The sequence below is a fragment of the Pseudomonas sp. NFX183 genome, from assembly GCF_047943075.1.
Taxonomy (GTDB): domain Bacteria; phylum Pseudomonadota; class Gammaproteobacteria; order Pseudomonadales; family Pseudomonadaceae; genus Aquipseudomonas.
Genome location: NZ_CP181333.1, coordinates 5,228,447 through 5,250,190 on the forward strand (window position 1 = coordinate 5,228,447; position 21,744 = coordinate 5,250,190).

General features: G+C 62.4%; 18 protein-coding genes and 1 pseudogene. 1 reads left to right on the top strand and 18 read right to left on the bottom strand.

Annotated features, from left to right (window positions below):
- Positions 1 to 127: 127 nt before the first annotated feature.
- Positions 128 to 379: pseudogene (locus ACM530_RS24450) on the top strand (TOBE domain-containing protein); the annotation flags it as partial.
- Between the two features lie 154 nt (positions 380 to 533).
- On the opposite strand, the gene ACM530_RS24455 reads toward ACM530_RS24450, so the two are convergent.
- The 18 genes from ACM530_RS24455 to ACM530_RS24540 all read right to left on the bottom strand — a co-directional run bounded on the left by ACM530_RS24455 (position 534) and on the right by ACM530_RS24540 (position 21,685).
- A complete protein-coding gene (locus tag ACM530_RS24455) occupies positions 534 to 1,565 on the bottom strand; it encodes an alpha/beta fold hydrolase (RefSeq protein WP_416363384.1) in 1,032 nt (343 codons plus the stop codon).
- A 140-nt stretch (positions 1,566 to 1,705) separates the two neighbouring features.
- Positions 1,706 to 2,467 carry a PIG-L deacetylase family protein gene (locus ACM530_RS24460; RefSeq protein WP_416363385.1) on the bottom strand — a complete coding sequence of 254 codons (762 nt, stop codon included), beginning with the start codon at positions 2,465 to 2,467 and terminating at the stop codon, positions 1,706 to 1,708.
- Positions 2,468 to 2,645: 178 nt separating this feature from the next.
- A complete protein-coding gene (locus ACM530_RS24465; RefSeq protein ID WP_416363386.1) occupies positions 2,646 to 3,305 on the bottom strand; it encodes a glycosyltransferase in 660 nt (219 codons plus the stop codon).
- Positions 3,302 to 3,901 (bottom strand): SAM-dependent methyltransferase, encoded by a 600-nt coding sequence (locus tag ACM530_RS24470; protein WP_416363387.1) that lies wholly within the window; start codon positions 3,899 to 3,901, stop codon positions 3,302 to 3,304. Before ACM530_RS24470 ends, ACM530_RS24465 begins: the two co-directional genes overlap by 4 nt.
- A complete protein-coding gene (locus ACM530_RS24475; RefSeq protein ID WP_416363388.1) occupies positions 3,898 to 4,656 on the bottom strand; it encodes a PIG-L deacetylase family protein in 759 nt (252 codons plus the stop codon). The genes ACM530_RS24470 and ACM530_RS24475 overlap by 4 nt, the downstream gene beginning before the upstream one ends.
- A complete protein-coding gene (locus ACM530_RS24480; RefSeq protein ID WP_416363389.1) occupies positions 4,653 to 5,651 on the bottom strand; it encodes an acyl-CoA dehydrogenase family protein in 999 nt (332 codons plus the stop codon). The genes ACM530_RS24475 and ACM530_RS24480 overlap by 4 nt, the downstream gene beginning before the upstream one ends.
- A 1-nt stretch (position 5,652) precedes the next feature.
- Complete coding sequence (gene glgX / locus ACM530_RS24485; RefSeq protein ID WP_145161049.1) at positions 5,653 to 7,809, bottom strand: glycogen debranching protein GlgX; 2,157 nt, start codon at positions 7,807 to 7,809, stop codon at positions 5,653 to 5,655.
- Positions 7,810 to 7,942: 133 nt separating this feature from the next.
- Positions 7,943 to 8,212 (bottom strand): DUF2934 domain-containing protein, encoded by a 270-nt coding sequence (locus tag ACM530_RS24490; RefSeq protein ID WP_106579064.1) that lies wholly within the window; start codon positions 8,210 to 8,212, stop codon positions 7,943 to 7,945.
- Positions 8,213 to 8,236: 24 nt separating this feature from the next.
- Positions 8,237 to 10,993 (bottom strand): malto-oligosyltrehalose synthase, encoded by a 2,757-nt coding sequence (locus ACM530_RS24495; RefSeq protein WP_416363390.1) that lies wholly within the window; start codon positions 10,991 to 10,993, stop codon positions 8,237 to 8,239.
- Positions 10,990 to 13,074 (bottom strand): 4-alpha-glucanotransferase, encoded by a 2,085-nt coding sequence (gene malQ / locus ACM530_RS24500; protein ID WP_416363391.1) that lies wholly within the window; start codon positions 13,072 to 13,074, stop codon positions 10,990 to 10,992. Before malQ ends, ACM530_RS24495 begins: the two co-directional genes overlap by 4 nt.
- Positions 13,071 to 14,816: a malto-oligosyltrehalose trehalohydrolase gene (gene treZ, locus ACM530_RS24505; protein ID WP_416363392.1), complete on the bottom strand. Its 1,746-nt coding sequence runs from the start codon at positions 14,814 to 14,816 to the stop codon at positions 13,071 to 13,073. The genes malQ and treZ overlap by 4 nt, the downstream gene beginning before the upstream one ends.
- A 19-nt stretch (positions 14,817 to 14,835) precedes the next feature.
- On the bottom strand, positions 14,836 to 16,392 hold the full coding sequence (glgA, locus tag ACM530_RS24510) for a glycogen synthase GlgA (protein ID WP_145161041.1): 1,557 nt from the start codon (positions 16,390 to 16,392) through the stop codon (positions 14,836 to 14,838).
- A gap of 508 nt (positions 16,393 to 16,900) precedes the next feature.
- A complete protein-coding gene (locus tag ACM530_RS24515; RefSeq protein WP_369303074.1) occupies positions 16,901 to 17,854 on the bottom strand; it encodes a D-2-hydroxyacid dehydrogenase family protein in 954 nt (317 codons plus the stop codon).
- Between the two features lie 26 nt (positions 17,855 to 17,880).
- On the bottom strand, positions 17,881 to 18,894 hold the full coding sequence (locus tag ACM530_RS24520) for an alpha/beta fold hydrolase (RefSeq protein WP_145161037.1): 1,014 nt from the start codon (positions 18,892 to 18,894) through the stop codon (positions 17,881 to 17,883).
- Between the two features lie 102 nt (positions 18,895 to 18,996).
- The gene (locus ACM530_RS24525) at positions 18,997 to 20,010 is read right to left on the bottom strand and encodes an alpha/beta fold hydrolase (RefSeq protein WP_242198109.1); all 1,014 of its coding nucleotides are present in this window, start codon (positions 20,008 to 20,010) and stop codon (positions 18,997 to 18,999) included.
- Positions 20,011 to 20,224: 214 nt separating this feature from the next.
- The gene (locus ACM530_RS24530) at positions 20,225 to 20,665 is read right to left on the bottom strand and encodes a YqaA family protein (RefSeq protein WP_416363393.1); all 441 of its coding nucleotides are present in this window, start codon (positions 20,663 to 20,665) and stop codon (positions 20,225 to 20,227) included.
- A 3-nt stretch (positions 20,666 to 20,668) separates the two neighbouring features.
- Positions 20,669 to 21,115, bottom strand: a complete 447-nt coding sequence (locus tag ACM530_RS24535; RefSeq protein ID WP_416363394.1) for a DUF411 domain-containing protein — start codon at positions 21,113 to 21,115, stop codon at positions 20,669 to 20,671.
- Between the two features lie 111 nt (positions 21,116 to 21,226).
- The gene (locus ACM530_RS24540; RefSeq protein ID WP_416363395.1) at positions 21,227 to 21,685 is read right to left on the bottom strand and encodes an SRPBCC family protein; all 459 of its coding nucleotides are present in this window, start codon (positions 21,683 to 21,685) and stop codon (positions 21,227 to 21,229) included.
- Between the last annotated feature and the right edge of the window lie 59 nt (positions 21,686 to 21,744).

Below are 21,744 nucleotides of genomic sequence, written 5' to 3' on the forward strand. Positions count from 1 at the left end.
TCCGAGCAAAAAAGCCTTTGACGTTAAATGCTTAACAAATTTTTCACATTGTCGATTCAGGCTTATCGCCAGCTCGGGCGACAACAGGTAGCCAATACAGGTGCACAACGCCGGCAGACGGGACACTGGAGTTGTTGCCGTGGCACTGATCAAGGCGCCGTGGGTCATGTTGATGACTGGCGCGCAACTGCCTGGAAGGCACGGCACTGAGCGTCAACGACGGTGCGGTGAACGCCGAAGTGGTGCTCGAATTGGCCGGTGGTTCGAAGGTTTACGCCATCGTCACCCGCGACGCAGTGGGGAGTTGGGTTTGGCGCCAGGCGTCAGCGCGACAGCGGTGATCAAGGCCTCGCACATCATTCTCGGCGTGCCGGCCTGATCAACACACGGTGGCCCGAGTCCATTCGGACCACCGTGTTCAATTGGCAACACTGTTCAAGCCAGAGAGTGCCTTTCCCCTACAGCCGCGCGCTGAGCAGCAAAAAACACGCCCCGCCCAAGGTCGGTACCCGCGCCACGTCGTCGCGATAAGGTCACAGGTGATCGGCGTCGAACACGGCCTTGGCGAACGCTGCCGGTGCTTCCTGCGGCAAGTTGTGGCCGATTCCCCCGTTGATCAGGCGAAATTCATACTTGCCGGTGAAGCGCTTGGCGTAGTCCTCGGGTTGCGGGTGCGGTGCGCCGTTGGCGTCGCCTTCGAGGGTGATGGTCGGCACGCCGATGGTGGGCGACTGGGCCAGTCGCTGTTCCAGCGCGTCGTATTGCGCCTCGCCTTGCACCAAACCCAGGCGCCAACGGTAGTTGAAAACGGTAATAGCGACGTGATCAGGGTTATCCAGGCCTTTGGCGCTGCGTGCGAACGTGGCCTCGTCAAAGGCCCACTTCGGCGAAGCGGTTTGCCAGATCAGCCTGGCAAATTCGTGGGTGTTCTTCTGGTAGCCGGCGGCGCCGCGCTCGGTGGCGAAGTAGAACTGGTACCACCACTGCAATTCCGCCTTGGGCGGCAGCGGTTGCTGGCCGGCAGCCTGGTTGCCGATCAGGTAGCCGCTGACAGACACCAATGCCTTGACCCGCTCCGGCCACAGCGCCGAGACGATATCCGCCGAGCGCGCGCCCCAGTCGTACCCACCGAGTACCGCCTGCTTGATCTTCAGCGCGTCCATGAAGTCGATTACGTCCTGCGCCAACGCCGCCGGTTCACCGTTGCGCAGGGTTTTATCCGACACGAAACGCGTGGCGCCATAGCCGCGGGCATACGGGATCAACACGCGGTAGCCTTTGGCTGCCAGCCACGGCGCGACGTTGGCGTAACTGTCGATGTCGTAGGGCCAGCCGTGCAGCAGGATCACCACCTGGCCGTTGGCCGGGCCAATGTCGGCGTAGGCCACATCGAGCACCCCGGCCTTGACGTGCTTGAGCGCGCCGAAGGTGGACTGGTCATGGCTGGCCGGCGTTGGCGGCTCGGGCATTTCAGCGTGCTCCACGCCCAGGGCGCCGAATGGCAACAAGGCCAATGCCAGAAAAAGCGGACGGTGTTTGGAGCGACGGGTCAACAGAGTGTGCAAGGCGAGCCTCCTGCGGCTGATGGGTGCCTGACACTCAGTTGACCGCTGCGCTGTATCGCGCATGTTTCAGGAACGGTCTCGGGTTAAACGTTGTGTATCGCCACGCCTGCTTGACACACTGCGATACATAACCGCCCGCGCTATGCGAACACGATCTCATACGGCTCGCGCATGCGCTCCAGCAGTTCCTGGGCGAGCATCGGCGCGAGCCCGATGGCCGGGTCGCCGACCAATTGGCTGGCGTAGGCATGAGCGGCGTGAAGTTTGCGTGCGACGCTCCAGCTGTCCAGACGCACCTTATGTGCTCGCTGCCAAGGCATCATCGCCGCTTCACGCGCCGGACTGTGCCAGGCCCAGATGGGCAGTTCATAAAGCCGCGCGCCGATCAGGCTGCAGGCCGTGGCGCTGGCACGGCCGACGGCGTCGTGATCGTCATTGCCGTCGTTGCGCCACGTGGTGAACACCACGTCGCCCGGCTGCAGGTAACGTGCAATGAACTGGCTCATCGGCTGTTCACTGCTTGCCAGGGCGTCGTCACGAAAACCGCCGCGAATCCACTTCAAGCTGTGCAGCGGCATGCCCAACCGGCGCAGCGCCTCGGCGCTTTCCTGGGGGCGGATCACACTCAGGCGGCTCGCCGGCCATGCGTGAGACCCCGGATGGCTGGCGCTGCCATCGGTGATCGAGATCAGCAGCAGTGGGTGCTCCAGGGTACTGAACAGTTGCAGCAGCCCTCCACACGCCAGCACTTCATCGCCAGGGTGCGGAGCAATCACCACCACGCGTGCACCGGGCGGCACCAGTGAAGAAGGAGGGATAGCGGGAATTTGCGCCAACTGTGGCGCGCTGTTCCAGATTTGCGCGGGACCGCGGCGGCCCTCGCTTAAGGAGGCAGGCTTCATGGGTGTCACATCCTTGTCGATTGATGCTGGGCCGTACCCCGTTGACGGGACGACGCTCTTTTTGTTCGCCGCAGACTCCGCTGCGGTGATGCGCGGTACTCCAACCCTGGAATACCGGCAAGGCGCTATCAGCATAGTCAAGGATTCATGGGTTTTACATCGTGAAATGTTGATTTTTTCAGCTGGCCTGCATGAGGCTCTTCAAATAGTCACCAAACCCGCCTTGGGCGCGGCAGTTGAGCCGGCCACTGGTAATCACCTGTGGCCTGTGACTCCAGGCGATGGACGCGCCGCAACGCTCCAGATTGCGCACCAGTTGCACATCTTCGTGGCACGCCAGGGGCTCGAACCCGCCGGCCTGCACATAGGCGCCAGCACTCACGCCCAGATTGGCGCCGTGAACATGGCGATGGCCGTCTCGGGCCTGGTAAGCCTGGGTGTAGCGAATTTTCGCCGCGGGGTCGAAGCCTTCACTCCAGGCGTCCACGGTCACGGTGCCGCACACCGCGTCGACACCCAGCGCCAATTGCGCCACCAGCCAGTCAGGGGCGACGCGGCTGTCGGCGTCCGTGCACGAAATCCAGCGTGCACCTTGATTCAGCAAGTGCCGCGCACCCACACCGCGCACCTGCCCGACATTGCGCGCCTGCACGTGCAGGCTGTGCACCGCATAGGCTTGCACGATCGCCGCACTGCCATCGTTGCAGCTGTCGAGCACAGTGAGGATCTGAACCACTTCGCCGAGCAGCCCCGGATGGCGGGCAGCAACCAGGGCGGCCTTCAGGCATTCGCCCAGCAACGCTTCTTCGTTATGCACCGGGATCAGAACGCCGATCATCGCAGCCCCTCCAGGGTTGCGACCGAGGTACCGTCGCGGCTCCACAGGTCGAGCAGGAAATCACTTTCGTGATGCTGCACCACCGGCGGCATACCCAGCCGTTGCTGCAGCAGGGCATGCACCTGTTCAGCGGTCTGCGGGCAACCTTCAATGCGGGGGCGCCAGTGACAGGCAAGCAATTGCCCGTCTTCGGTCAAGGCGCCAAGGGCGCAGTCAACCAGGCGGTGCAAATCATCGGTATCCAGGTAGTAACACAGCTCGCTCAACACGATCAGTTCGAACGAGCCTGTCGGCCACTGTTCCGGCAAACGGCTTTGCTGCACCTCGGCATGGGGGAACCCCAGCAGCCGGGTTTTTGCCAATGCCACTGCGGCACTGGCCGTGTCACAACACACCAGGCGGTCACAGCGCGGCGCCAGTTCGGCGCTCAGCTCGCCGTTGGCGCAACCGGGTTCGAATATCGACGCATAACGCGGGCGAGTCAGTGCCGCCAGGGTCAGCGCGCGTTTGCGCTGCTCGTACCAGCGTTGGCGAAATGCCCAAGGGTCGTCATTGCCGGCGAACAGTTGGTCGAAATACGGCGTGGCCACGCTCATACAAACACCACCTCAAAAGGCTGCAGGAGGCGTTCCACCACATAAGGCGCAAGCACAGGCGGCAGGCCGATCTGCGGGTCGCCCTCCAGCTGGCTGGCAAACGCGTGGATGGCATGCCGCTTACGCGCCACCGTTTCGGGCGTCAGCGGGATTTTGCGCGCGCGGTGCCAGGGCACCTGGCTGTCTTCGGGGGTTGCCCAGTGCCAGGTCCATACCGGCAATTCATACAGGGTCGCGCCGACCGCATGCGCGGCCTTTGCACTGGCGCGGCCGACGGCCTCATGGTCGCAATGCCCATCTTCGCGCCACGTGGTGAAGACCACGTCCGTGGGTTTGAGGTAGCGTTGAATGAACGCGCTCAGCTGTGCTTCCTGCGCCGCCACCTGACTGTCGCTGAACCCTGCGCGCAGCCATTTGAGGCTGTGCAACGGCAAACCCAGGCGGTGCAATGCTTGGGCTGATTCCTGCGGGCGCACCACACTCAGGCGCTCCACCGGCCAGCGCTGGGAGCCCGGATGGCTGGCGCTGCCATCGGTCACCGAAATCAGCTGAATCGGCCGGCCGATGGCTGCCAGGCCTTGCAGCAGGCCGCCGCAACCGAGCACTTCATCGTCCGGATGCGGGGCAATAATGACTGCCCGATGCCCTTCGGGTACTAACTGTTCGACGCTGATGTGCGGCAGTTCGGCCATGTGCGACGAGGCTTGCCACTGATGCAGTGGCGTGCCCTGGCCTACGATTGGATTGGGTTTCATAACTGCCACCTCCCTGTGGGCTGCTCGGCCACCTGTTCGCCCAACGCCGCCAGGTCGCGTTCCGCATGGCTCTGGCGCACGTACACCGGCAGGTCGGCCATCAACTGGGCAAAGTGCGGATCCTTGCAATAAGGCCCGGCACCTGCCGCACGGCCCACATGGTGGATGACCTGCTCGACGGTATCTTCGATGCACGCGCGCACCTGCTGCGCCAGCAGCCGTGCATCCGCCCGTGGAGCGCGGTCAACCTGTTCTGCACTGTCACGCAACACACAGGCCGCACTGTTGAGCACGCTGTCCACCGCGCCCAGGTGGGCGAGGGCATGGGGCTCGGGGCGCTTGCTGCATTGCTCGCGCAACACTTCGGCCAGGCGTTGCGCGCCGCCGTACCAGCAGGCGGCAATGCCAATCCCGCCTTGCCAGAAGCCAGGGCGGGACAGGTAATCACCCGGCCCGCCGACGGCAATACCCTTGGCCCCGTCGAACACAATCTCGACGCTGCCAGTGGCGGCCATGCCCACGGCGTTCCAGCCTTCATTGGTGACGGTAATGCCGGGCTGACCCATGTCCACGGCAACCAATTGCTGACGGTCTTCGTCGTCCCAGGCGGTCAGCAAGCCATGACTGACCACCGCCGCCCCGGAACACCAGGCCTTGCGCCCCTCGACGATCAACCGATGGCCATCACGGTGCACGCGCACCTTGGCTGTCGGCGGTTCGGCCGCCCACATGCCCCACAAGCTGCCCAAAGGCGGCAGGGGGCTGTCGAGTTCGGCGATGATCGCCAGGGCGTCGGTGTGGCCTTCGAACAATTTGCACAGGCGCAGATCGTGGCCCGCCACCTGGGCCAGACGACTGAATCGCTCCAGCGTCTGGCCACTGCCGGGTAACGGCAGCTGGTCCAGGCCTTCTTCCTGAAGTGCCTTCAGGGCTTGGCCCAAAGCGTGCGTGTCCGCATAGCCCCGGTAGCTTTGAAGGAATCCATGCAACGCCATTTCACACCTCGTCGTGCTGCAGTTCAAACAGCAACAGCGAGCGGCCGGTGACCGCGTACTCGTGCTCGAAATCAAAGCGCTCCTGGCCGCGAACCGCCGGCTCATTGGTGTCGAGCATGCAGGTCCAGAATTCGCCTTCCGGCACCGGTGGCAGGCGGAAATTGACCATGTCGTGGTGGGCGTTGACCACCAGCAGCAACGTCGCATCGCCACCCGGGCGGCGAATCCCGGTTTCCTGGGCGCGGCCGTCCATCAGCATGCCCAGGCAACGGCCATGGCTGTCTTGCCACTGTTCGGTGGTCATTTCGTTGCCATCTGGCGCCAGCCAAGTGACATCCTTCACCCCGATGTCTTCGTTGTAGTCACCCACCAGGAAGCGTCCACGGCGCAGGATCGGATACGCCAGGCGCAGCTTGATCAGGCGTTTCACGAACTTGAGCAGCGCCTTGCCGTCGTCGTCCAGCTCCCAGTTGACCCAGCCGATCTCGCTGTCCTGGCAGTAGGCATTGTTGTTGCCGTGCTGGGTGCGTGCGAACTCGTCACCGGCCACCAGCATCGGTGTGCCTTGGGCCAAGAGCAGGGTGGCGAAAAAGTTGCGCATCTGGCGCAGGCGCAGCGCGTTGATTTCCGGGTCTTCGGTAGGCCCTTCGACGCCGTGGTTCCAGGACAGGTTGTTGTTGCTGCCGTCCTGGTTGTTTTCGTCGTTGGCTTCGTTGTGCTTGTCGTTGTACGACACCAGGTCGTGCAAGGTGAAGCCATCGTGGGCGGTGATGAAGTTCACCGAGCTGTACGGGCGTCGACCACGCTGGTTGAACATCTCGCCGGACGCCGTCATGCGTGCAGCGAAGTCTGCCAACTGGCCGTCGTCGCCTTTCCAGAACGCGCGCACGGTGTCGCGGAAACGGTCGTTCCATTCCACCCAACCCGGTGGGAATTTGCCCACTTGGTAGCCACCGGGGCCGCAGTCCCAGGGTTCGGCGATCATTTTCACCTGGCGCAGCACCGGGTCCTGGCGGCAGGCCACGAGGAAGCTGTGGCGTTCGTCGAAGCCATCGCGGTAACGGCCCAGAATGGTCGCCAGGTCAAAGCGGAAACCGTCCACGTGCATCTCGGTGGCCCAGTAACGCAAGGAGTCGGTGACCATTTGCAGCACGCACGGGTGGCTCAGGTCCAGGGTGTTGCCGGTTCCGGAATCGTTGATGTAGAAGCGCTTGTCGTCAGGCATCAGGCGATAGTAGGAGGCGTTGTCGATGCCGCGCATGGACAGGGTCGGGCCACGCTCGTTGCCTTCGGCGGTGTGGTTGTAGACCACGTCGAGGATCACTTCCAGCTTGGCTTCGTGCAGGTGCGCGACCATTTCCTTGAACTCGGCGATCTTGCCGCTGGCCAGGTAGCGCGGGTCCGGGGCGAAGAAGGCGATGCTGTTGTAGCCCCAGTAGTTAGTCATGCCTTTTTGCAGCAGGTGCTGGTCGTTGACGAATGCGTGCACGGGCAGCAATTCCACCGACGACACGCCCAGCTGGCGGATGTGCTTGAGCACGTCATCTTCCATCAGCCCGGCGCAGGTGCCGCGCACCGATTCGCCAACCGAAGGATGGCGCATGCTGATGCCGCGCAGGTGGGTTTCATAAATGATTGTGCGGTCCCATGGCACCCGCACCGGCTGGTCGTTGCCCCAGGTGTGCGCCGGGTCGATGACCTTGCACTTGGGCACGAAGGGCGCGCTGTCGCGTTCGTCGAAACTGAGGTCGTCGTCGGGGTGGCCGATGGTGTAGCCGAACAACGCCTCGGACCATTTGAGTTCGCCCACTAGCTGTTTGGCATAGGGGTCGATCAGCAATTTGTTGTGGTTGAAGCGATGACCATTGGCCGGGTCGTATGCACCGTATACGCGGTAGCCGTAAATCAGCCCAGGGTGGGCGTCGGGCAGGTAACCGTGGAAGGTTTCGTCGGTGTATTCGGGCAGTTCGATACGTTCCAGCTCAACTTCGCCGGTGTCGTCAAACAGGCACAGTTCAACTTTGGTGGCGTTGGCCGAGAACAGCGCAAAGTTGACGCCCAGGCCGTCCCAGGTGGCGCCGAGGGGGAAGGGCAAACCTTCACGAATCCGCGACGGCTCGTTTTCCGGCGTCGGTTGGTTTTTATCTGGTTTGCTCATTGAGTTGCTCCTGCAAGGGTCTTTTTTCGGGCCGAGCGCGACCGTGCTGGCGATCGTTCAGCTGACGCAGTGGATATTCAAAAGGGAACCTCCTGCCGGCAGCGCCGGGAGGAGGCCCGTAAGGTCGTGACGCTTAAGGCTTGGGTTTTTTCGGCGCTGCGGGCTTTTTCGCCGCAGGCGGCGCCGGTTTGCTCGCCGCCGGTGCTGGCGGCTTGGCTTTGGGCGCAGGCTTGGGCGCGGTTTTCGGCTTGGCAGCGGCCTTGGGTTTGCTTGGCGTCAGCGCTTCGGCTTCGGCCAGTTTGCGCGCCATCTCCCAGTGGCGGGTGTCCTCTCCGTGGGGCTTGCCCTCGGATTCCCAGATCTGATGCGCCAACTCGCGAATACGTTTGTCTTCAGTACTCATCACAATGCTCCTCACAGAAAAGTTTCAGCTTTCTTGATCATCAGGATTGATAAAGACATTGACCGGGAAATCCCCCAGGGCAGCGCTGATCAACAGCTCCTTGTTTGGTGTGACTGCGCCCGTATGAAAAAGTCCCTTCCAGTTTTGCGTTGTCGCGGCGAACGGTAATTTCACCCGCGTATCGCCCCAAACCTGCGCGTTGATGTGGGGCCGCTCACCGTTTTCCAGCAGGCGATGAGGCCAGCGCGGCACCACCACCAGCAGGCGTTTGCCTTCATGTTCGCGACAGAATGCGACCACGTGTTCTGCGTGCGTGCCGGTGACCTCCAGCGGTGTGTAGCGGCCGCTGTGGAAGATCTCGGGGTTCGCCTTGCGCAACGCCAGCACTTGGGCAATCAGCGCTTGCTTGACGCGCCCGTCGCGCCAGTTGGACAACAGTTCAGGGATGTCCGGGGGTGTGTTCAGCGCTTGTTGCCGTGCGCTGAAGTCCACCGGACGACGGTTGTCCGGGTCCACCAGGCTGAAGTCCCAGAACTCATCGCCCTGGTACAAGTCCGGTACACCCGGCACGGTGATACGAAGCAAGGATTGCGCCAGGCTGTTGACTGCGCCAGCCGCGGCAATCGCGTGAGCGGCATTGCCCAGGGCGGTGCGCAACGCGCTGCCGGCCTCGCTGAGCAACAAGCGCGAGAGAAACGCCTCGACGCCTTGTTCATAGGCCTCGTTCGGTGCGCTCCAGCTGCTTTGCAACTTGGCTTCGCGCAGGGCCTTTTGCTGCCATTGCCAGAGGCGCTGCTGGTAGTTCTCGACGTCCAGGTGCAGGTCCAGTGGCCAACTGCCCAGCAGCACTTGATACAGGATCAGCTCGTCACCGGCCGACGGGCTATTGGCATCCTCGCGCAACGGGGCGGCGAGGGTGCGCCAATGCTCAACCTGTTCGACGTACCACGGCGCGCATTCACTCAATACCGCCAGGCGTGCGCGGGTATCTTCGCCGCGCTTGTGGTCGTGGGTGGCGGTGGCCAGCAGGTTGTCGGGAAAGGTCTGCAAGCGCTGTTGGTTGACGGTGTGAAACGCCGCCATCGGCGCACTGAACTGCTCGGTGCTGAAACCCACGTCATTGCGCGACAGCAGTACTGCCGAGCGATAGAACGCGGTGTCTTCCACGGCCTTGGCGGCGGCCGGAGAGGTCAGTTGCTGGAAGCGCACACAGGCATGCTTGAGTATCTTGCGCTCACGCCCGATCGGGCGATGGCGCCACGGCTGGCCGCCCAGCCATTTTTCCAGGTGGTCGAGCACCGGCCAGTCGCCTTCGCTCAAGGTGCTGCGGGCACCGGCCAGGGCTTGCAGGAAAAACACGTCATCGTTTTCGCTGCGGCCACGGGCGCTGATGTAAGTGCGGTACACCGGGAAGTGCACGATCAGTTCCTGCAAGGCGCGGCGGATCGCGCCCAGGGTCAGGTCACGGGTCATCACATCGTCACGGGCCACTTGCAGCAGGGCCTGGGCCACGCTTTCGAAGTCACCGGCCAGCGAGCCATTCAGGATCTGCTGGCGCGCCAGCCAGGCTTCTTCGATAAATGCCGCTGGCCGTCCGCTGTGGCGGGTCCACAACTCGGCAAGCGGCTCGAAGCCTTGAGGATCGTGCTGCAGCAACGACAGCTGGTTCATGAATTCGTAGCCGGTGGTGCCGTCCACGTTCCAGTCTTCGCGCAGGGTTTCGCCTTCACCGAGTATTTTTTCCACGAAGATCGGCAAGTGCCGTTCGGGCGCCAGTGAATCAACCCGACGCCGCAGCTTGCGGCAGTAACCGCGGGGATCGGCCAGGCCGTCGATATGGTCGATGCGCAAGCCATCGATCAGGCCCTCGCTGATCAGCTCGAAGATCTTGCCGTGGGTGGCCTCGAACACCGCTTTGCGTTCGACGCGCAAGCCGCCCAATTCGTTGACATCAAAGAAGCGCCGCCAGTTGATATCGTCCGCCGCCGTGCGCCAGCTGGCGAGCCGGTAGACTTGTTCTTCGAGCAATTGATGCAGACGATTGAAACCCTCGGGCTGGCGCGCGTCGAACTCGCCCAGACGTTGCTCGATGGCCTGGCGCACGTCGCTTTCGGTCGCGCGTTCGGCCAGTGCCTGCTTGAGCCAGGCGGCTTCGTGGTAGGCATCATCCTGACAGGCCAGCGCGCTGAAACGCTCGGCCAGCGGCCGGAGCGGCTCGTCGGCGCCGAGGATCAATGCGTAGTCGCGCGGGCAGATCGGGAAGCGGTGTTCGTAATGCTCGACGTAAAAGGCCCCATGCTCGGCGTTGAAATGCAGCGTCAGCGTGCCGGTTTGCAGGGCCTCGCCGTAGTCGCTGCCCAAGAACGGCATCAGCAGTTGGCCTTTGAGTAACGGGTCTGGCGAGTGCCACTGAATATCGAAGAATTCGCTGTAGGGGCTCAGGCGTCCCCATTCGAGCAGGTCCAGCCACCACGGGTTGTCCGCGCCACCCACGGCCATATGGTTGGAGACGATATCGAGGATCAACCCCATCTGGTGTTCACGCAGCGCAGCAACCAGGCGACGCAAGGCCGGCTCGCCGCCCAGTTCGGGGTTGACGGTCGTCGGGTCGACCACGTCGTAGCCGTGCATGGAGCCGGCGCGGGCACTGAGTATCGGTGAGGCGTACAAATGGCTGATGCCTAGCTGGGCGAAGTACGGCACCAGAGGCACCGCATCGTCCAGGGTAAAACCTTTATGGAATTGCAGGCGCTGGGTAGCGCGCAGGGGCAGTGCTTTCATCGGTCACGCTCATAGGCTTGGTTACGCGCAACGGCCAGCAGTTCGAGGCGGCGGGCAGCGCCGGCGTTGTCGAGCAGGCTGGCGGCTTCGCCCGGCAGGCGACGGCGCCAATTGGGATGGGTGTCGGTGGTGCCGGGCAAGTTGGCTTGTTCTTCGATGCCCAGCGCGTCTTCCAGTGGCAGCAATACCAGCGGCGCACGGGTATGGCCGAGGTAGCGCACGCTGGCGTCGATCATGTGGTCGGTGTCGTTGCGAATTTCATCGACAAAGTTCTGCGGGTCCTGGCTCAAGGCCTGGCGCAGCGCCTGACGTTCGCGCAGGCGGTGTTCGCTCCATTGCTCGACCGTCGGGGCGTCGATCAGGCCGAGCTGGATATTCCACTCGATGTCGCGGCTGTGCCACCAACCGTTGAGGGTCGGCAAATCGTGGGTGCTGGTGGTTGCCAAGGCATTGTCCGGCCAGTCGAGGATCGGCCTGAACTGGCCATCGTGATTTTGTTCGAACAGCAGCACGCGCATGCCCAGAATCGAACGCGCGCTGAGTTTTTCGCGCAGGCCGTCGGGCACGGTGCCGAGGTCTTCACCCAGCACAATCGCCTTGTGGCGCTGGGATTCCAGCGCCAGCAGCCGCAGCAGGTCGTCCACCGGGTAATACAGGTACGCACCCTCGCGCGGGGAGGCATCCATGGGGATCACCCACAGGCGTTGCAGGCCCATCACATGGTCGATGCGCAGGCCGCCGGCATGGGCGAAGTTGGCTCGCAGCATCTCGATAAAGGCGCGGAAACCGTTGCGTTTGAGGCCTTCGGGGGAAAACGCAGAGATGCCCCAACCTTGACCGGCGCGGTTGAGAATATCGGGCGGCGCGCCCACGGTGAGGTTCGCCAGCAATTCATCCTGGCGGCTCCAGGCCTGGCTGCCGCCGCCGTCGGCGCCGACGGCCAGGTCGGCGATCAGGCCGACGCCCATGCCGCTGCCACGCGCCGCTTGCTGCGCACGCTCCAGGCAACGCGCGATCAGCCATTGGCTGAACGCGTAGAAGCCGATTTCGTCACGGTGTTCAGCGGCGAACTTAACCAGTTCAGGGCTTTGCGGCGAGCGCCAGGCTTCGGGCCAGTGCCGCCAGTCGAGGTCCTCACCCGCGGCGGCGCGAACGGCCTGCACGGCTTCGAAGCGGCAGTGGTTCTCCAGGGCTTCACCGCCGTTCTGGCGAAAGCTCAGGAAATCGGCATGCTGGGGGTGTCCGCCGTGGCGGAAGTCTTCATACAGGGCGCGCAACAGGCGCTGCTTGGCCTTGGCGGCGGCGGGCCAGTCGATCAGCGTGTGCTGTTCCAGCGTGTGCAGCTCTTCGGTCAAACCGCAGGCGTCGATGGCATTACGCACTTCGCGCTCGCCCAGAATGCAGGCAGGCGAGGCGTACAGGCTGTTCAGAAACAGGCGGCTGGACGGCGAGTAGGGGCTGAAGCGCTCGGTGTCGGCGCTGAACATCGCGTGCATCGGGCTGATCGCCAAGGCATCGGCGCCGCGTTCGGCGGCGGCGCGGACCATGTGCTCCAACGCCTGTGTGTCGCCAAAACCGCCGTCGCCGAGACGACGCAGCGCATACAGCTGGGCGCTCAGGCCCCAGGCGCGCGCGGGTTGGGCGTCAACCGCTTCGGCCACGCTGTAGCAATGGGCGGGCGCCACGGCCAGGGTGAAGGTCTGGTCGTCGATGTGCACCTGGTGATAGCCCAGCGCGATGACGCCTGGCAGCACGGCATCACCGTCGAGGCGCAGCTCCAGGGTTTCGCCGGTTTCCAGGTTGACGCGGCAGGGCGTGTCCGCGGCAAAGTAGCGTGCCAGGTCGAGGCCTTCGCCGCTGTCGACGGTCATCAACGGCGGCAGGTGCTTGTCTTGCTGTACCTGTTCGAGTTCGAGCAGGCTGGCGTTGATTTCGGCATCGGTATCGGCCGGGTGGCCCAGGCCTTTGAGAACGGCGCGCAAGGCGCCGGGTTTAACATGTTGCGGACGGCCGTTTGCGTCGATCCAATCGACGGCCAGGCCCGCTCGGCTGGCGAGTATTTCCAGGTTCGCTTCGCTCAAAGGTGCTCTCCAACAGGGGATAGGGCAACGCGCGCGCTGAAGGGCGCCAAATGCGCCCCTTCACTAGCAGGCGTTTCAAATAGCAGGTGCGGCGGCGCGGGGTGATCCAGCGGTTCTGCGCCCAGGTTCAAGTCGATCTGCAACACACTGCCGTTGCCCAGGCGCCAGCGCGCGCTGACGGCGCCTTGCCCCAGTACCTGCGCACCCAAGGCCACGCTGCCGGGCAAGTGCGGCACGATTCGCTGGTGGCGCAAGCTCAACAGTTGGCGGTAGAACTGAGCGTGTTGGTTTTCGGTGAAGGCGGGCGCTGATTGCACAAAGGTGGGCAGGGCGTTCGGGTCGGGAATGTGTTCGCGCCTTTGCGGGTCCTTGAATGCGGCAAAATCGGCAAACTCGTTGCGCCGGCCTTCGCGCACAGCTTCGGCAAGCTCGCCATGGTGATCGGTGAAAAACAGGAACGGTTCCTCGGCGTTCACTTCATCACCCATGAACAGCAACGGAATCATCGGTGACAGCAGCAATAAAGTCGTGGCTGCCTTGAGCGCCTGCGGTGAGCACAGCTGATGCAGGCGTTCGCCCAGCGCGCGGTTACCGATCTGGTCATGGTTCTGCAAAAACGCCACGAAGGCGCTGGGCGGCAAGTCCCCACTGGGTTCGCCGCGCTCATGGCCATGGCGGGTGGTGTGGCCCTGATAGATAAAGCCCTCACCCAGGCAGCGCGCGAGTTTTTCGGTAGGGTTTTCGGCGAAGTCGCTGTAATAGGCGTCGGTTTCGCCGGTGAGCAATACGTGCAGCACGTTGTGAAAGTCATCGTTCCACTGCGCGTCGAAATCGTTTTTCAACAGGCTGGCCTGGTTCAGCTCGTTTTCCAGCACCAGCCAAACGTGCCGGCCTGTGTCCACCTGCTGGCGAACACGGTGGGCCAGCTCCTTGAGAAAATCGGGATTGTCGATCGCGTGCACCGCGTCCAGACGCAGGCCGTCGAAGCGGTATTCGAGCAACCACATCAACGCGTTGTCGAGGAAGAAGTCGCGCACTTCGCGACGATCAAAATCGATGCCAGCGCCCCAGGGCGTGTGCACGTCTTCTTGAAAGAAGCCTTTGGCGTATTGGCCCAGGTAGTTACCGTCCGGGCCGAAGTGGTTGTAAACCACATCGAGCATCACCGCCAGGCCGTGTTCGTGGGCGCTGTCGATCAATTGCTTGAGCTGTTCCGGCGAGCCATAAGAGGAGTGTGGCGCATAAGGCAGAACCCCGTCGTAACCCCAATTGCGTTCGCCGGGAAATTGCGCCAACGGCATCAATTCAATCGCGGTGACGCCCAGTTCAGCCAGGCGTGGCAGCTGTTTTTGTACGGCGGCGTAGCCACCCAGCGCACCCACGTGCAGCTCGTAGATCACCGCTTCGTGCCATGGGCGGCCCTGCCATTGGCTGTGGCGCCACTGATAGGCGAGTGGATCGACAACCACGCTCCAACCATGAACATCCTGGGCTTGCGCCCTGGATGCCGGGTCGGGTACATCGTTTTCGCCGTCGATGTTGTAGCGGTAGCGAGTGCCCGCCGGGCACTTTATTTCTACCTCAAACCACCCATCTGCCTGAGGCAACATGGCGATGGACTTGCCGTCTTCCAATTCAACGCTGACATAAAACGCGTCTGGCGCCCACAGGGCAAAACGCGTGTGTTGCGCGTCCAGCATAATTGCGCCGTGGGGCCAGGTTTCCAGAGTCCGTGACGGCATCTATGAAGCCCTCCCTTGATTATTTGTTCGATTTCCCCAGTGCTTTAGCCACAAGCTGTTCATACAGTTCGGCGTAGGGTTCCACTGCCTGGGACCAGTTGAACGGTTGTGTCATGGCGCGGCTGCGCATCGCATTGAGCAGGCCGGTATTGGCAAATACCCTGAAGGCGCGGCTCAGCGCTTCCTTGTAGCTGTCTACCGTGGATTCATTGAACAGGAACCCGGTGACGCCATTTTCAATGGTGTCGGCCAGGCCGCCGGTATTGCGTGCCACCGGCAGCGAGCCGAAGCGCTGGGCGTACATCTGGCTCAGGCCGCAGGGCTCATAGCGCGATGGCATCAACAGGAAGTCACTGCCGGCGAACATGCGGCGGGCGTCGGTTTCATTGAAACCGATGCGCACACCCACCTGGCCCGGGAAGCGCAGGGCCAGCTCGCGCATGGCGTGCTCTTCTTCAGGCTCACCTCGGCCGATGATGGCAATCTGGCCACCGTTCTCGACGATAAAGCTGCTGACCGCCTCGGTGAGGTCCAGGCCTTTTTGGTAAACCAGGCGCGACACCACCGCAAACAGCGGGCCGGTGGAGTCGTGCAGGCCGAACAACTCACGCACATGGGCGGCGTTGATGGCTTTGCCTTCCCAGTCACCAATGTTGAAGTTGTGGGTCAGGTGCGTGTCGGTGGAGGTCTCCCAGCTTTCATCGATACCGTTGGGGATACCACTGAGCAGGCCTTGTTGAGTCTTGCTCGCCAGGAAACCATCGAGGCCGCAACCGAATTCCGGCGTGGTGATTTCCTGGGCGTACGTGGCGCTCACGGTGGTGATATGGCTGGAATACGCCATGCCTGCCTTGAGGAACGACATTTTGCCGTAGAACTCCATGCCTTCCTGTTGCAGGGCATGCGGCGGGATCCCCAGCTCAGGGGTGGAGGCCAGGCTGACCACGCCTTGGTAGGCGAGGTTATGAATGGTGAACAGCGTTGGCGTACGCGAACCACGCCAGTGCATATAAGCCGGAGCCAGGCCAGCGGGCCAGTCATGGGCGTGCACCAGGTCCGGGCACCAGTGGATCTGTGCGAGGTTGGCAGCCATGTCGGCGGCGGCCAGGCCCAGGCGTGCGAAGCGAATGTGGTTGTCCGGCCAGTCACGGCCGTTGTTGGCGCCGTACGGCGTGCCTTCGCGCTCATACAGCTCGGGGCAGATCAGCACATAGATGACCAGGCCATCCTTGAGATCCATGCGCCCGATCTTGCACGGCGGCAGCGCTGCGTGGCCACCCAGTTCGCCGATGATATGGATCGGGTTGTCGCTTTCCATCACTTGCGGATAACCCGGAATCAGCACACGCACGTCGTGCAAGTGCGCCATGGCGCGGGGCAGGGCGGCGGACACGTCGCCCAGGCCGCCGGTTTTCACCAGGTCGGCGAATTCGGAGGTGACAAACAGGACTTTCTTTCTATTAGGGTTCTGACTCACGATCGGCCGCACAGTGTTGGGCAGGTCGGTCAACGATGTTGGCCCCCCTACCGGCTGACTAAAACGCTCTCCCTGAGTTTCTACTGCAGCACTGATCATAGTTCTCTCCGACATATCTGGTTGGCTAATGGCCCGCTGCCATCGGCTCCGAAGACCGCATCCTGCGGCCAGGCGCACAAGCACTGTACAAACTGGCAAGGCGTATGCCAGTTGCACTCATTGCTAAAAAAGAGTGGATGGACGGGCATTTGGCGTGAACCGCGTGCACTCGCCTCCCTTAAAAACTGGACCTATGGCAGAGTTGGAAAGTTTCGATTTTTTGCGGGGTTTTTGTTTTGGAACGGACCCATCGGTCATGAGTCTAGGCCAGATCCCAGAGCCTGTATGGTTTATGCGGGAATTTTGTAGGACAAAAAACTTTTAACGATATGCAAGGTTGAATGCTTGCGCTGATCGTCGGGGTAGTCGGGGAATGCGTGGCCTCAAGACGTGCTCGCGTTGAGCCGCACACTGCCCGGGGTCCTGCAGTCAAGCGCAGGGTCGCTTCGCGCGCCCCGGTGGGTGCACGCACCTCGCCAGAGCAGTGCGTACGCCCCTGATTGGTGCGCTACCCGAGCACTCGAATGGGCGTGCCGCCGGCCCAGGCCTGGATATCCTCGATCATCTGCTGGTAGAACTGCCGGTAATTCTGCTCGCTCACGTAACCCACATGCGGCGTGGCCAATACATTGGGCAAGCGCCGGAACGGGTGCTCCGCGGGTAGTGGCTCTTGGCTATACACGTCCAGCGCCGCCCCGGCCAGGCGTCCGGTGGACAAGGCCTGCACCAGCGCCTGTTCGTCCACGATCGGCCCGCGTGCCGTATTCACCAGCCGTGCGGTTGGCTTCATCCAGCCCAGCGCCTGGGCATCCACCAGGCCGCGGCTGCGATCACTGAGTACCAGATGCACCGTCAGGATGTCGGCCTGTTCAAACAGCTCGCGCTTGCTGACCCAGGTCACTCCCGACTCGGCCGCACGTTCTGGTGTGAGGTTTTCACTCCAGGCGATCACACGCATGCCGAACACCTGGGCAAATTGCGCGACCTTCTGACCAATGCTGCCCAGCCCCAGGATCCCCAGGGTCTTGCCGTACAGATCACCGCCCAGGCCAACCTGCCAGCCGCCGTCGCGCAACGCATTGGCCTCGACCAGCAGGTTGCGGGTCGAGGCCATGATCAGTGCCCAGGTCAATTCCGGCGCCGCCTGCTTATAGCTGTCGGTGCCGCACACCTGGATTCCCAAGGCCTTGGCCGCCGCGATGTCGATGGCCGCGTTGCGCATGCCGCCGGTCACCAGCAATTTCAACCTGGGCAGGCCCTGCAACAGCGCCTTGTCGAAGGTTGAGCGTTCGCGCATCACGCAAATCACTTCAAACCCCTTCAAGCGCTCAATCATCAACGCGGTGTCCGCCGGGTAGTCGTGCAGGAAATGCACCTGGCCCACCGACTGCAGCACCGACCAATCCACCACGCCACTGGCTACATCCTGCCAATCATCAATGACTGCGATCTGTACCGACATTCACGAGTGCCTCGAAAAAGGTTGGATTAAAGGGCGTTCAACCCCTGCAACAGCGTCTGATTAAACTTCACCGGCTCTTCCATCTGCGGCGCGTGCCCAAGGCCCGGGAATTCCACCAGGGTTGCGCGGGGGATCAACTTGGCCACTTGCTTGCCGAGCACGTCGTAATGACCGAGCCTGGCCTTGACCGCTGGCGGCGCGATATCGCTGCCGATGGCGGTGGTATCGGACGTGCCGATCAGCAGCAGCGTGGGCATCTGCAAATCCTTGAACTCGTAGTACACCGGCTGGGTGAAGATCATGTCGTAAATCAACGCCGAGTTCCATGCCACCTGGGTGTGCCCCGGACCTTTGTTCAAGCCGGCGAGCATGTCGACCCAACGGTCGTACTCGGGCTTCCAGCGCCCGACGTAGTAAGTGTTGAGTTCATACTGGCGAATGCCGTCGGCGCTCAGTTTCAGCTCGCGTTCATACCATTGGTCAACGCTGCGATAGGGCACGCCCAGCGCTTTCCAGTCTTCCAGGCCGATCGGGTTGACCAGCGCCAGCTGCTCGGTTTGCGCCGGGTACAACAGCGCGTAGCGGGTGGCAAGCATGCCGCCGGTGGAATGGCCGACGATGGTGGCCTTTTGAATGCCGAGTTTTTCCAGCAGTTGGTGGGTGTTGAGCGCCAGTTGCTGGAAACTGTATTGGTAGTGGTCGGGCTTGCTGGACGTGCAGAACCCGATCTGGTCGGGCGCGATCACCCGGTAACCGGCGCCGCTCAAGGCTTTAATCGATTCATCCCAGGTGGCGCCGCAAAAGTTCTTGCCATGCATCAGTACCACGCTGCGCCCGTTGGCCTTGCCTTGGGCGGGCACGTCCATATAACCCATCTGCAGGCTTTTGCCCTGGGACTGAAAGTTGAAATGCTCGACGGGATAGGGGTACTTGAAGCCTTGCAACTCGGGGCCATAGGCGGGGCCTTCAGTGGCGGCGAAGGCGGGGACGGCGGTGCTCAGCAACAGGCTGGCGGCGCACAGTGAGCGGATCAACGTCATGGGGCAGGCTCCGAAAACAGTGTCTCGGATGCTGTGGCGAGGGGATTAAGCGAGGATTAACGGAGCGCTGCGTGACCAGCCAGCGCCCCAGCGGTGATCGCTTCAAGGCGCGCTCAAACCCTGCAGTAGCGCTGCGTTGAACCGTTCAGGGTCTTCCACTTGCGGCGAGTGGCCCAGGCCGTCGAATTCCACCAGCGTGGCACGAGGGATCAACTGGGCGACTTGCTTGCCCAGCACCTTGTAGTTGCCGATTTTCGCCTGCACTTGTGGCGACGCCAGGTCACTGTTGAGGGCCGTGGTGTCCTCGGTGCCAATCAGCAGCAGCGTCGGCACCTGCAGGTTTTTGAACTCGTAGTACACCGGCTGGGTGAAGAGCATGTCGTACAGCGCCGCGGAATTGCGCACCACCTCTGTGTGACCGGAGCCATTGGTAAGCCCGACCAGCATGTCCACCCAACGGTCGAAGGCCGGTTCCCAGCGCCCGGCGTAGTAATGGCGCTGTTGATAGGCGCGCACGCTTTGGTAGGTCAGCCGGCTCTCTGATTGAGCCCACTGGTCGACGGTACGGTAGGGCACGCCGAGGGCTTTCCAGTCCTCCAGCCCGATGGGGTTGACCATCACCAGTTGCTCGGTTTGCTGTGGGTAGAGCAAGGCGTAGCGGGTGGCGAGCATGCCGCCGGCGGAATGGCCCAGGACCGTGGCTTTTTGAATGCCGAGCTTTTGCAGCAATTGATGGGTGTTGATCGCCAGTTGCTGAAAGCTGTATTGGTAGTGATCAGGCTTGCTGGAGGTACAAAAACCGATCTGGTCCGGCACCACCACTCGGTAACCGGCTTCGCTGAGCGGTTTGATCGAGCCTTCCCAGGTGGCGGCGCAGAAGTTCTTGCCGTGCATCAGCACAATGCTGCGGCCATTGGGCGTGCCTTTGGGGGCGACGTCCATGTAGCCCATTTGCACGGTTTGGCCTTGGGACACGAATTTGAACCGTGCCAGCGGGTAGGGGTATTTGAACCCCTGCAGTTCGGGACCGTAGGTGTCGTGTTTGCCGGTGGCGCAGCCGGTCAGGGTCGCGGTGAGTAACAGGCCGGTGAGATAGAACATACGCTTGGCGTGCATGGTGGGCTCCGCAGTGAAAATCGGATGCTGTCGGCAAGCGATTAATCGAGGATTAACCCCTTGGACCGGCCGATGGGCACAGCTCAACGGCGCGGATAAACAGAAGATTCTTACGGGGAATGTCCGCATAACCGTGCGTATACGTAGGAAATTAAGGGCCGACCGGGCTAGCGTCTAGCTGTCAGATTTGACAGTGTCGACCAATGGTCTCGCGTTACCGGTGCGTGAGCTGGCTCAGCGTCACGAGCGCCAGCACCGCGTATCGCGCGCCCTTGGCCACGCTGACCAGCAGCAGAAAGCGCCAGAACGGTTCACGCATGACGCCAGCCACCAGGGTCAGCGGGTCGCCGATAATCGGCACCCAACTGAGCAACAACGACCAATGCCCCCAGCGTTGGTAGTGCGCGCGCGCCTTTTCCAGGTGCCGCGGGCTGACCGGAAACCAGCGCCGCGTCTTGAAACGCTCGACCGAGCGCCCCAGCCACCAATTCACCACCGAGCCCAGTACGTTGCCAACGGTGGCGAGCGCGAGCAGCCACCACAGGCTGTAATGGCCGCTGATCAACAGGCCCACCAGCACCGCTTCCGATTGCATCGGCAACAGCGTGGCGGCACCGAAGGCGGCGAAGAAGAGGCCCAGGTAACCGGTGAGCATGACTCAATGGGTCGGGTAGTCGGCCACCACCACGTCTTTGCCTTCGCGGGTCAGGCCGATGACCTGATAGGCGTCGCTTTTGCCGTCCATCTCCATGCCCGGTGACCCCATGGGCATGCCCGGCGCCGCGATGCCGAGCAAGTCGTCGCGTTTGCGCAAGGCCAGCACCTGTTCGGCAGGCACATGGCCCTCGACGAACTTGCCGTCGATCACGGCGGTGTGGCACGAGCCCAGGCGCGGTGCCACGCCCAAGCGCTGCTTGACGGCACTCATGTCGGCTTCGACATGGTCGTTGACCTTGAACCCGTTGCTTTGCAGGTGACTGATCCACTTTTTGCAGCAGCCACAGTTGGCGTCGCGGTGCACGTCGATAGGGATCAGCTCGGCAGCCTGGGCCAGGCTGGAGGTGAGCAGGGCTGAAAGCAGGGCCAGTCGCAATGGGTTTTTCATGCGGGTCTCGTGAGCAAGAGGACGTCGTCGGGAATGGGGGCGATCATGACGACGTCATCGCAGGCAAGCCAGCGTCTACAGGTCGGAGGAGGTGCCAGTAATGTTTCCAAATTATACGAAGGGCGCGTTTTCCAGCCGATGCTTGAGCTGGTCCAGGGCAACGTCGGACAGCTCGACCATGCGCTCATGCAAGGTGGCCAGTTGCAGCTCGGTTTCGTAGGTCAATATGCGCTTGAACAGCGTGCCACCGTGATGGGGCTGCAAAAAATAGTGAATGGCGCCGTCCACGGCCAGGGAAGTGAACACAGTCTTGAATTCAGTCGGATGGCGGGCGATTTGCACGCGATAGCTCATGGGCACACGCACACCCAGCAGGTCGATGACTTCGGTAAAGCGGGTGCCGGCCGGGAGTGAGCCGGTGGTGCCGGTGTCGGCGCTGAGGGAAGTGGGGTGCCACTCGTGCCAGCGGTCAGGCTGGGTCACGTAGTCGTAAACGACGTCAACGGGGGCTTGGATAAACCGTTCCTGAATGATCCGCTCCAAGCGGCTCGAATGCTCGACAGCGTGCATGACACACCTCCTGTGTGGCGAGACTTTGCACTAGGAGCTGTCAGGATAGTCCCACTCCC

Bases quoted from the DNA above. Each gene is read 5' to 3' on its own strand.
- ACM530_RS24530 (WP_416363393.1), bottom strand. From the start codon at position 20,665: ATGCTCACCGGTTACCTGGGCCTCTTCTTCGCCGCCTTCGGTGCCGCC.
- ACM530_RS24520 (WP_145161037.1), bottom strand. From the start codon at position 18,894: ATGACGTTGATCCGCTCACTGTGCGCCGCCAGCCTGTTGCTGAGCACC.
- ACM530_RS24525 (WP_242198109.1), bottom strand. From the start codon at position 20,010: ATGCACGCCAAGCGTATGTTCTATCTCACCGGCCTGTTACTCACCGCG.
- ACM530_RS24490 (WP_106579064.1), bottom strand. From the start codon at position 8,212: ATGAGTACTGAAGACAAACGTATTCGCGAGTTGGCGCATCAGATCTGG.
- ACM530_RS24465 (WP_416363386.1), bottom strand. From the start codon at position 3,305: ATGATCGGCGTTCTGATCCCGGTGCATAACGAAGAAGCGTTGCTGGGC.
- treZ (WP_416363392.1), bottom strand. From the start codon at position 14,816: ATGCCGTCACGGACTCTGGAAACCTGGCCCCACGGCGCAATTATGCTG.
- ACM530_RS24540 (WP_416363395.1), bottom strand. From the start codon at position 21,685: ATGCACGCTGTCGAGCATTCGAGCCGCTTGGAGCGGATCATTCAGGAA.
- ACM530_RS24535 (WP_416363394.1), bottom strand. From the start codon at position 21,115: ATGAAAAACCCATTGCGACTGGCCCTGCTTTCAGCCCTGCTCACCTCC.
- ACM530_RS24470 (WP_416363387.1), bottom strand. From the start codon at position 3,901: ATGAGCGTGGCCACGCCGTATTTCGACCAACTGTTCGCCGGCAATGAC.
- glgX (WP_145161049.1), bottom strand. From the start codon at position 7,809: ATGAGCAAACCAGATAAAAACCAACCGACGCCGGAAAACGAGCCGTCG.
- ACM530_RS24460 (WP_416363385.1), bottom strand. From the start codon at position 2,467: ATGAAGCCTGCCTCCTTAAGCGAGGGCCGCCGCGGTCCCGCGCAAATC.
- ACM530_RS24475 (WP_416363388.1), bottom strand. From the start codon at position 4,656: ATGAAACCCAATCCAATCGTAGGCCAGGGCACGCCACTGCATCAGTGG.
- glgA (WP_145161041.1), bottom strand. From the start codon at position 16,392: ATGATCAGTGCTGCAGTAGAAACTCAGGGAGAGCGTTTTAGTCAGCCG.
- ACM530_RS24480 (WP_416363389.1), bottom strand. From the start codon at position 5,651: ATGGCGTTGCATGGATTCCTTCAAAGCTACCGGGGCTATGCGGACACG.
- ACM530_RS24495 (WP_416363390.1), bottom strand. From the start codon at position 10,993: ATGAAAGCACTGCCCCTGCGCGCTACCCAGCGCCTGCAATTCCATAAA.
- ACM530_RS24515 (WP_369303074.1), bottom strand. From the start codon at position 17,854: ATGTCGGTACAGATCGCAGTCATTGATGATTGGCAGGATGTAGCCAGT.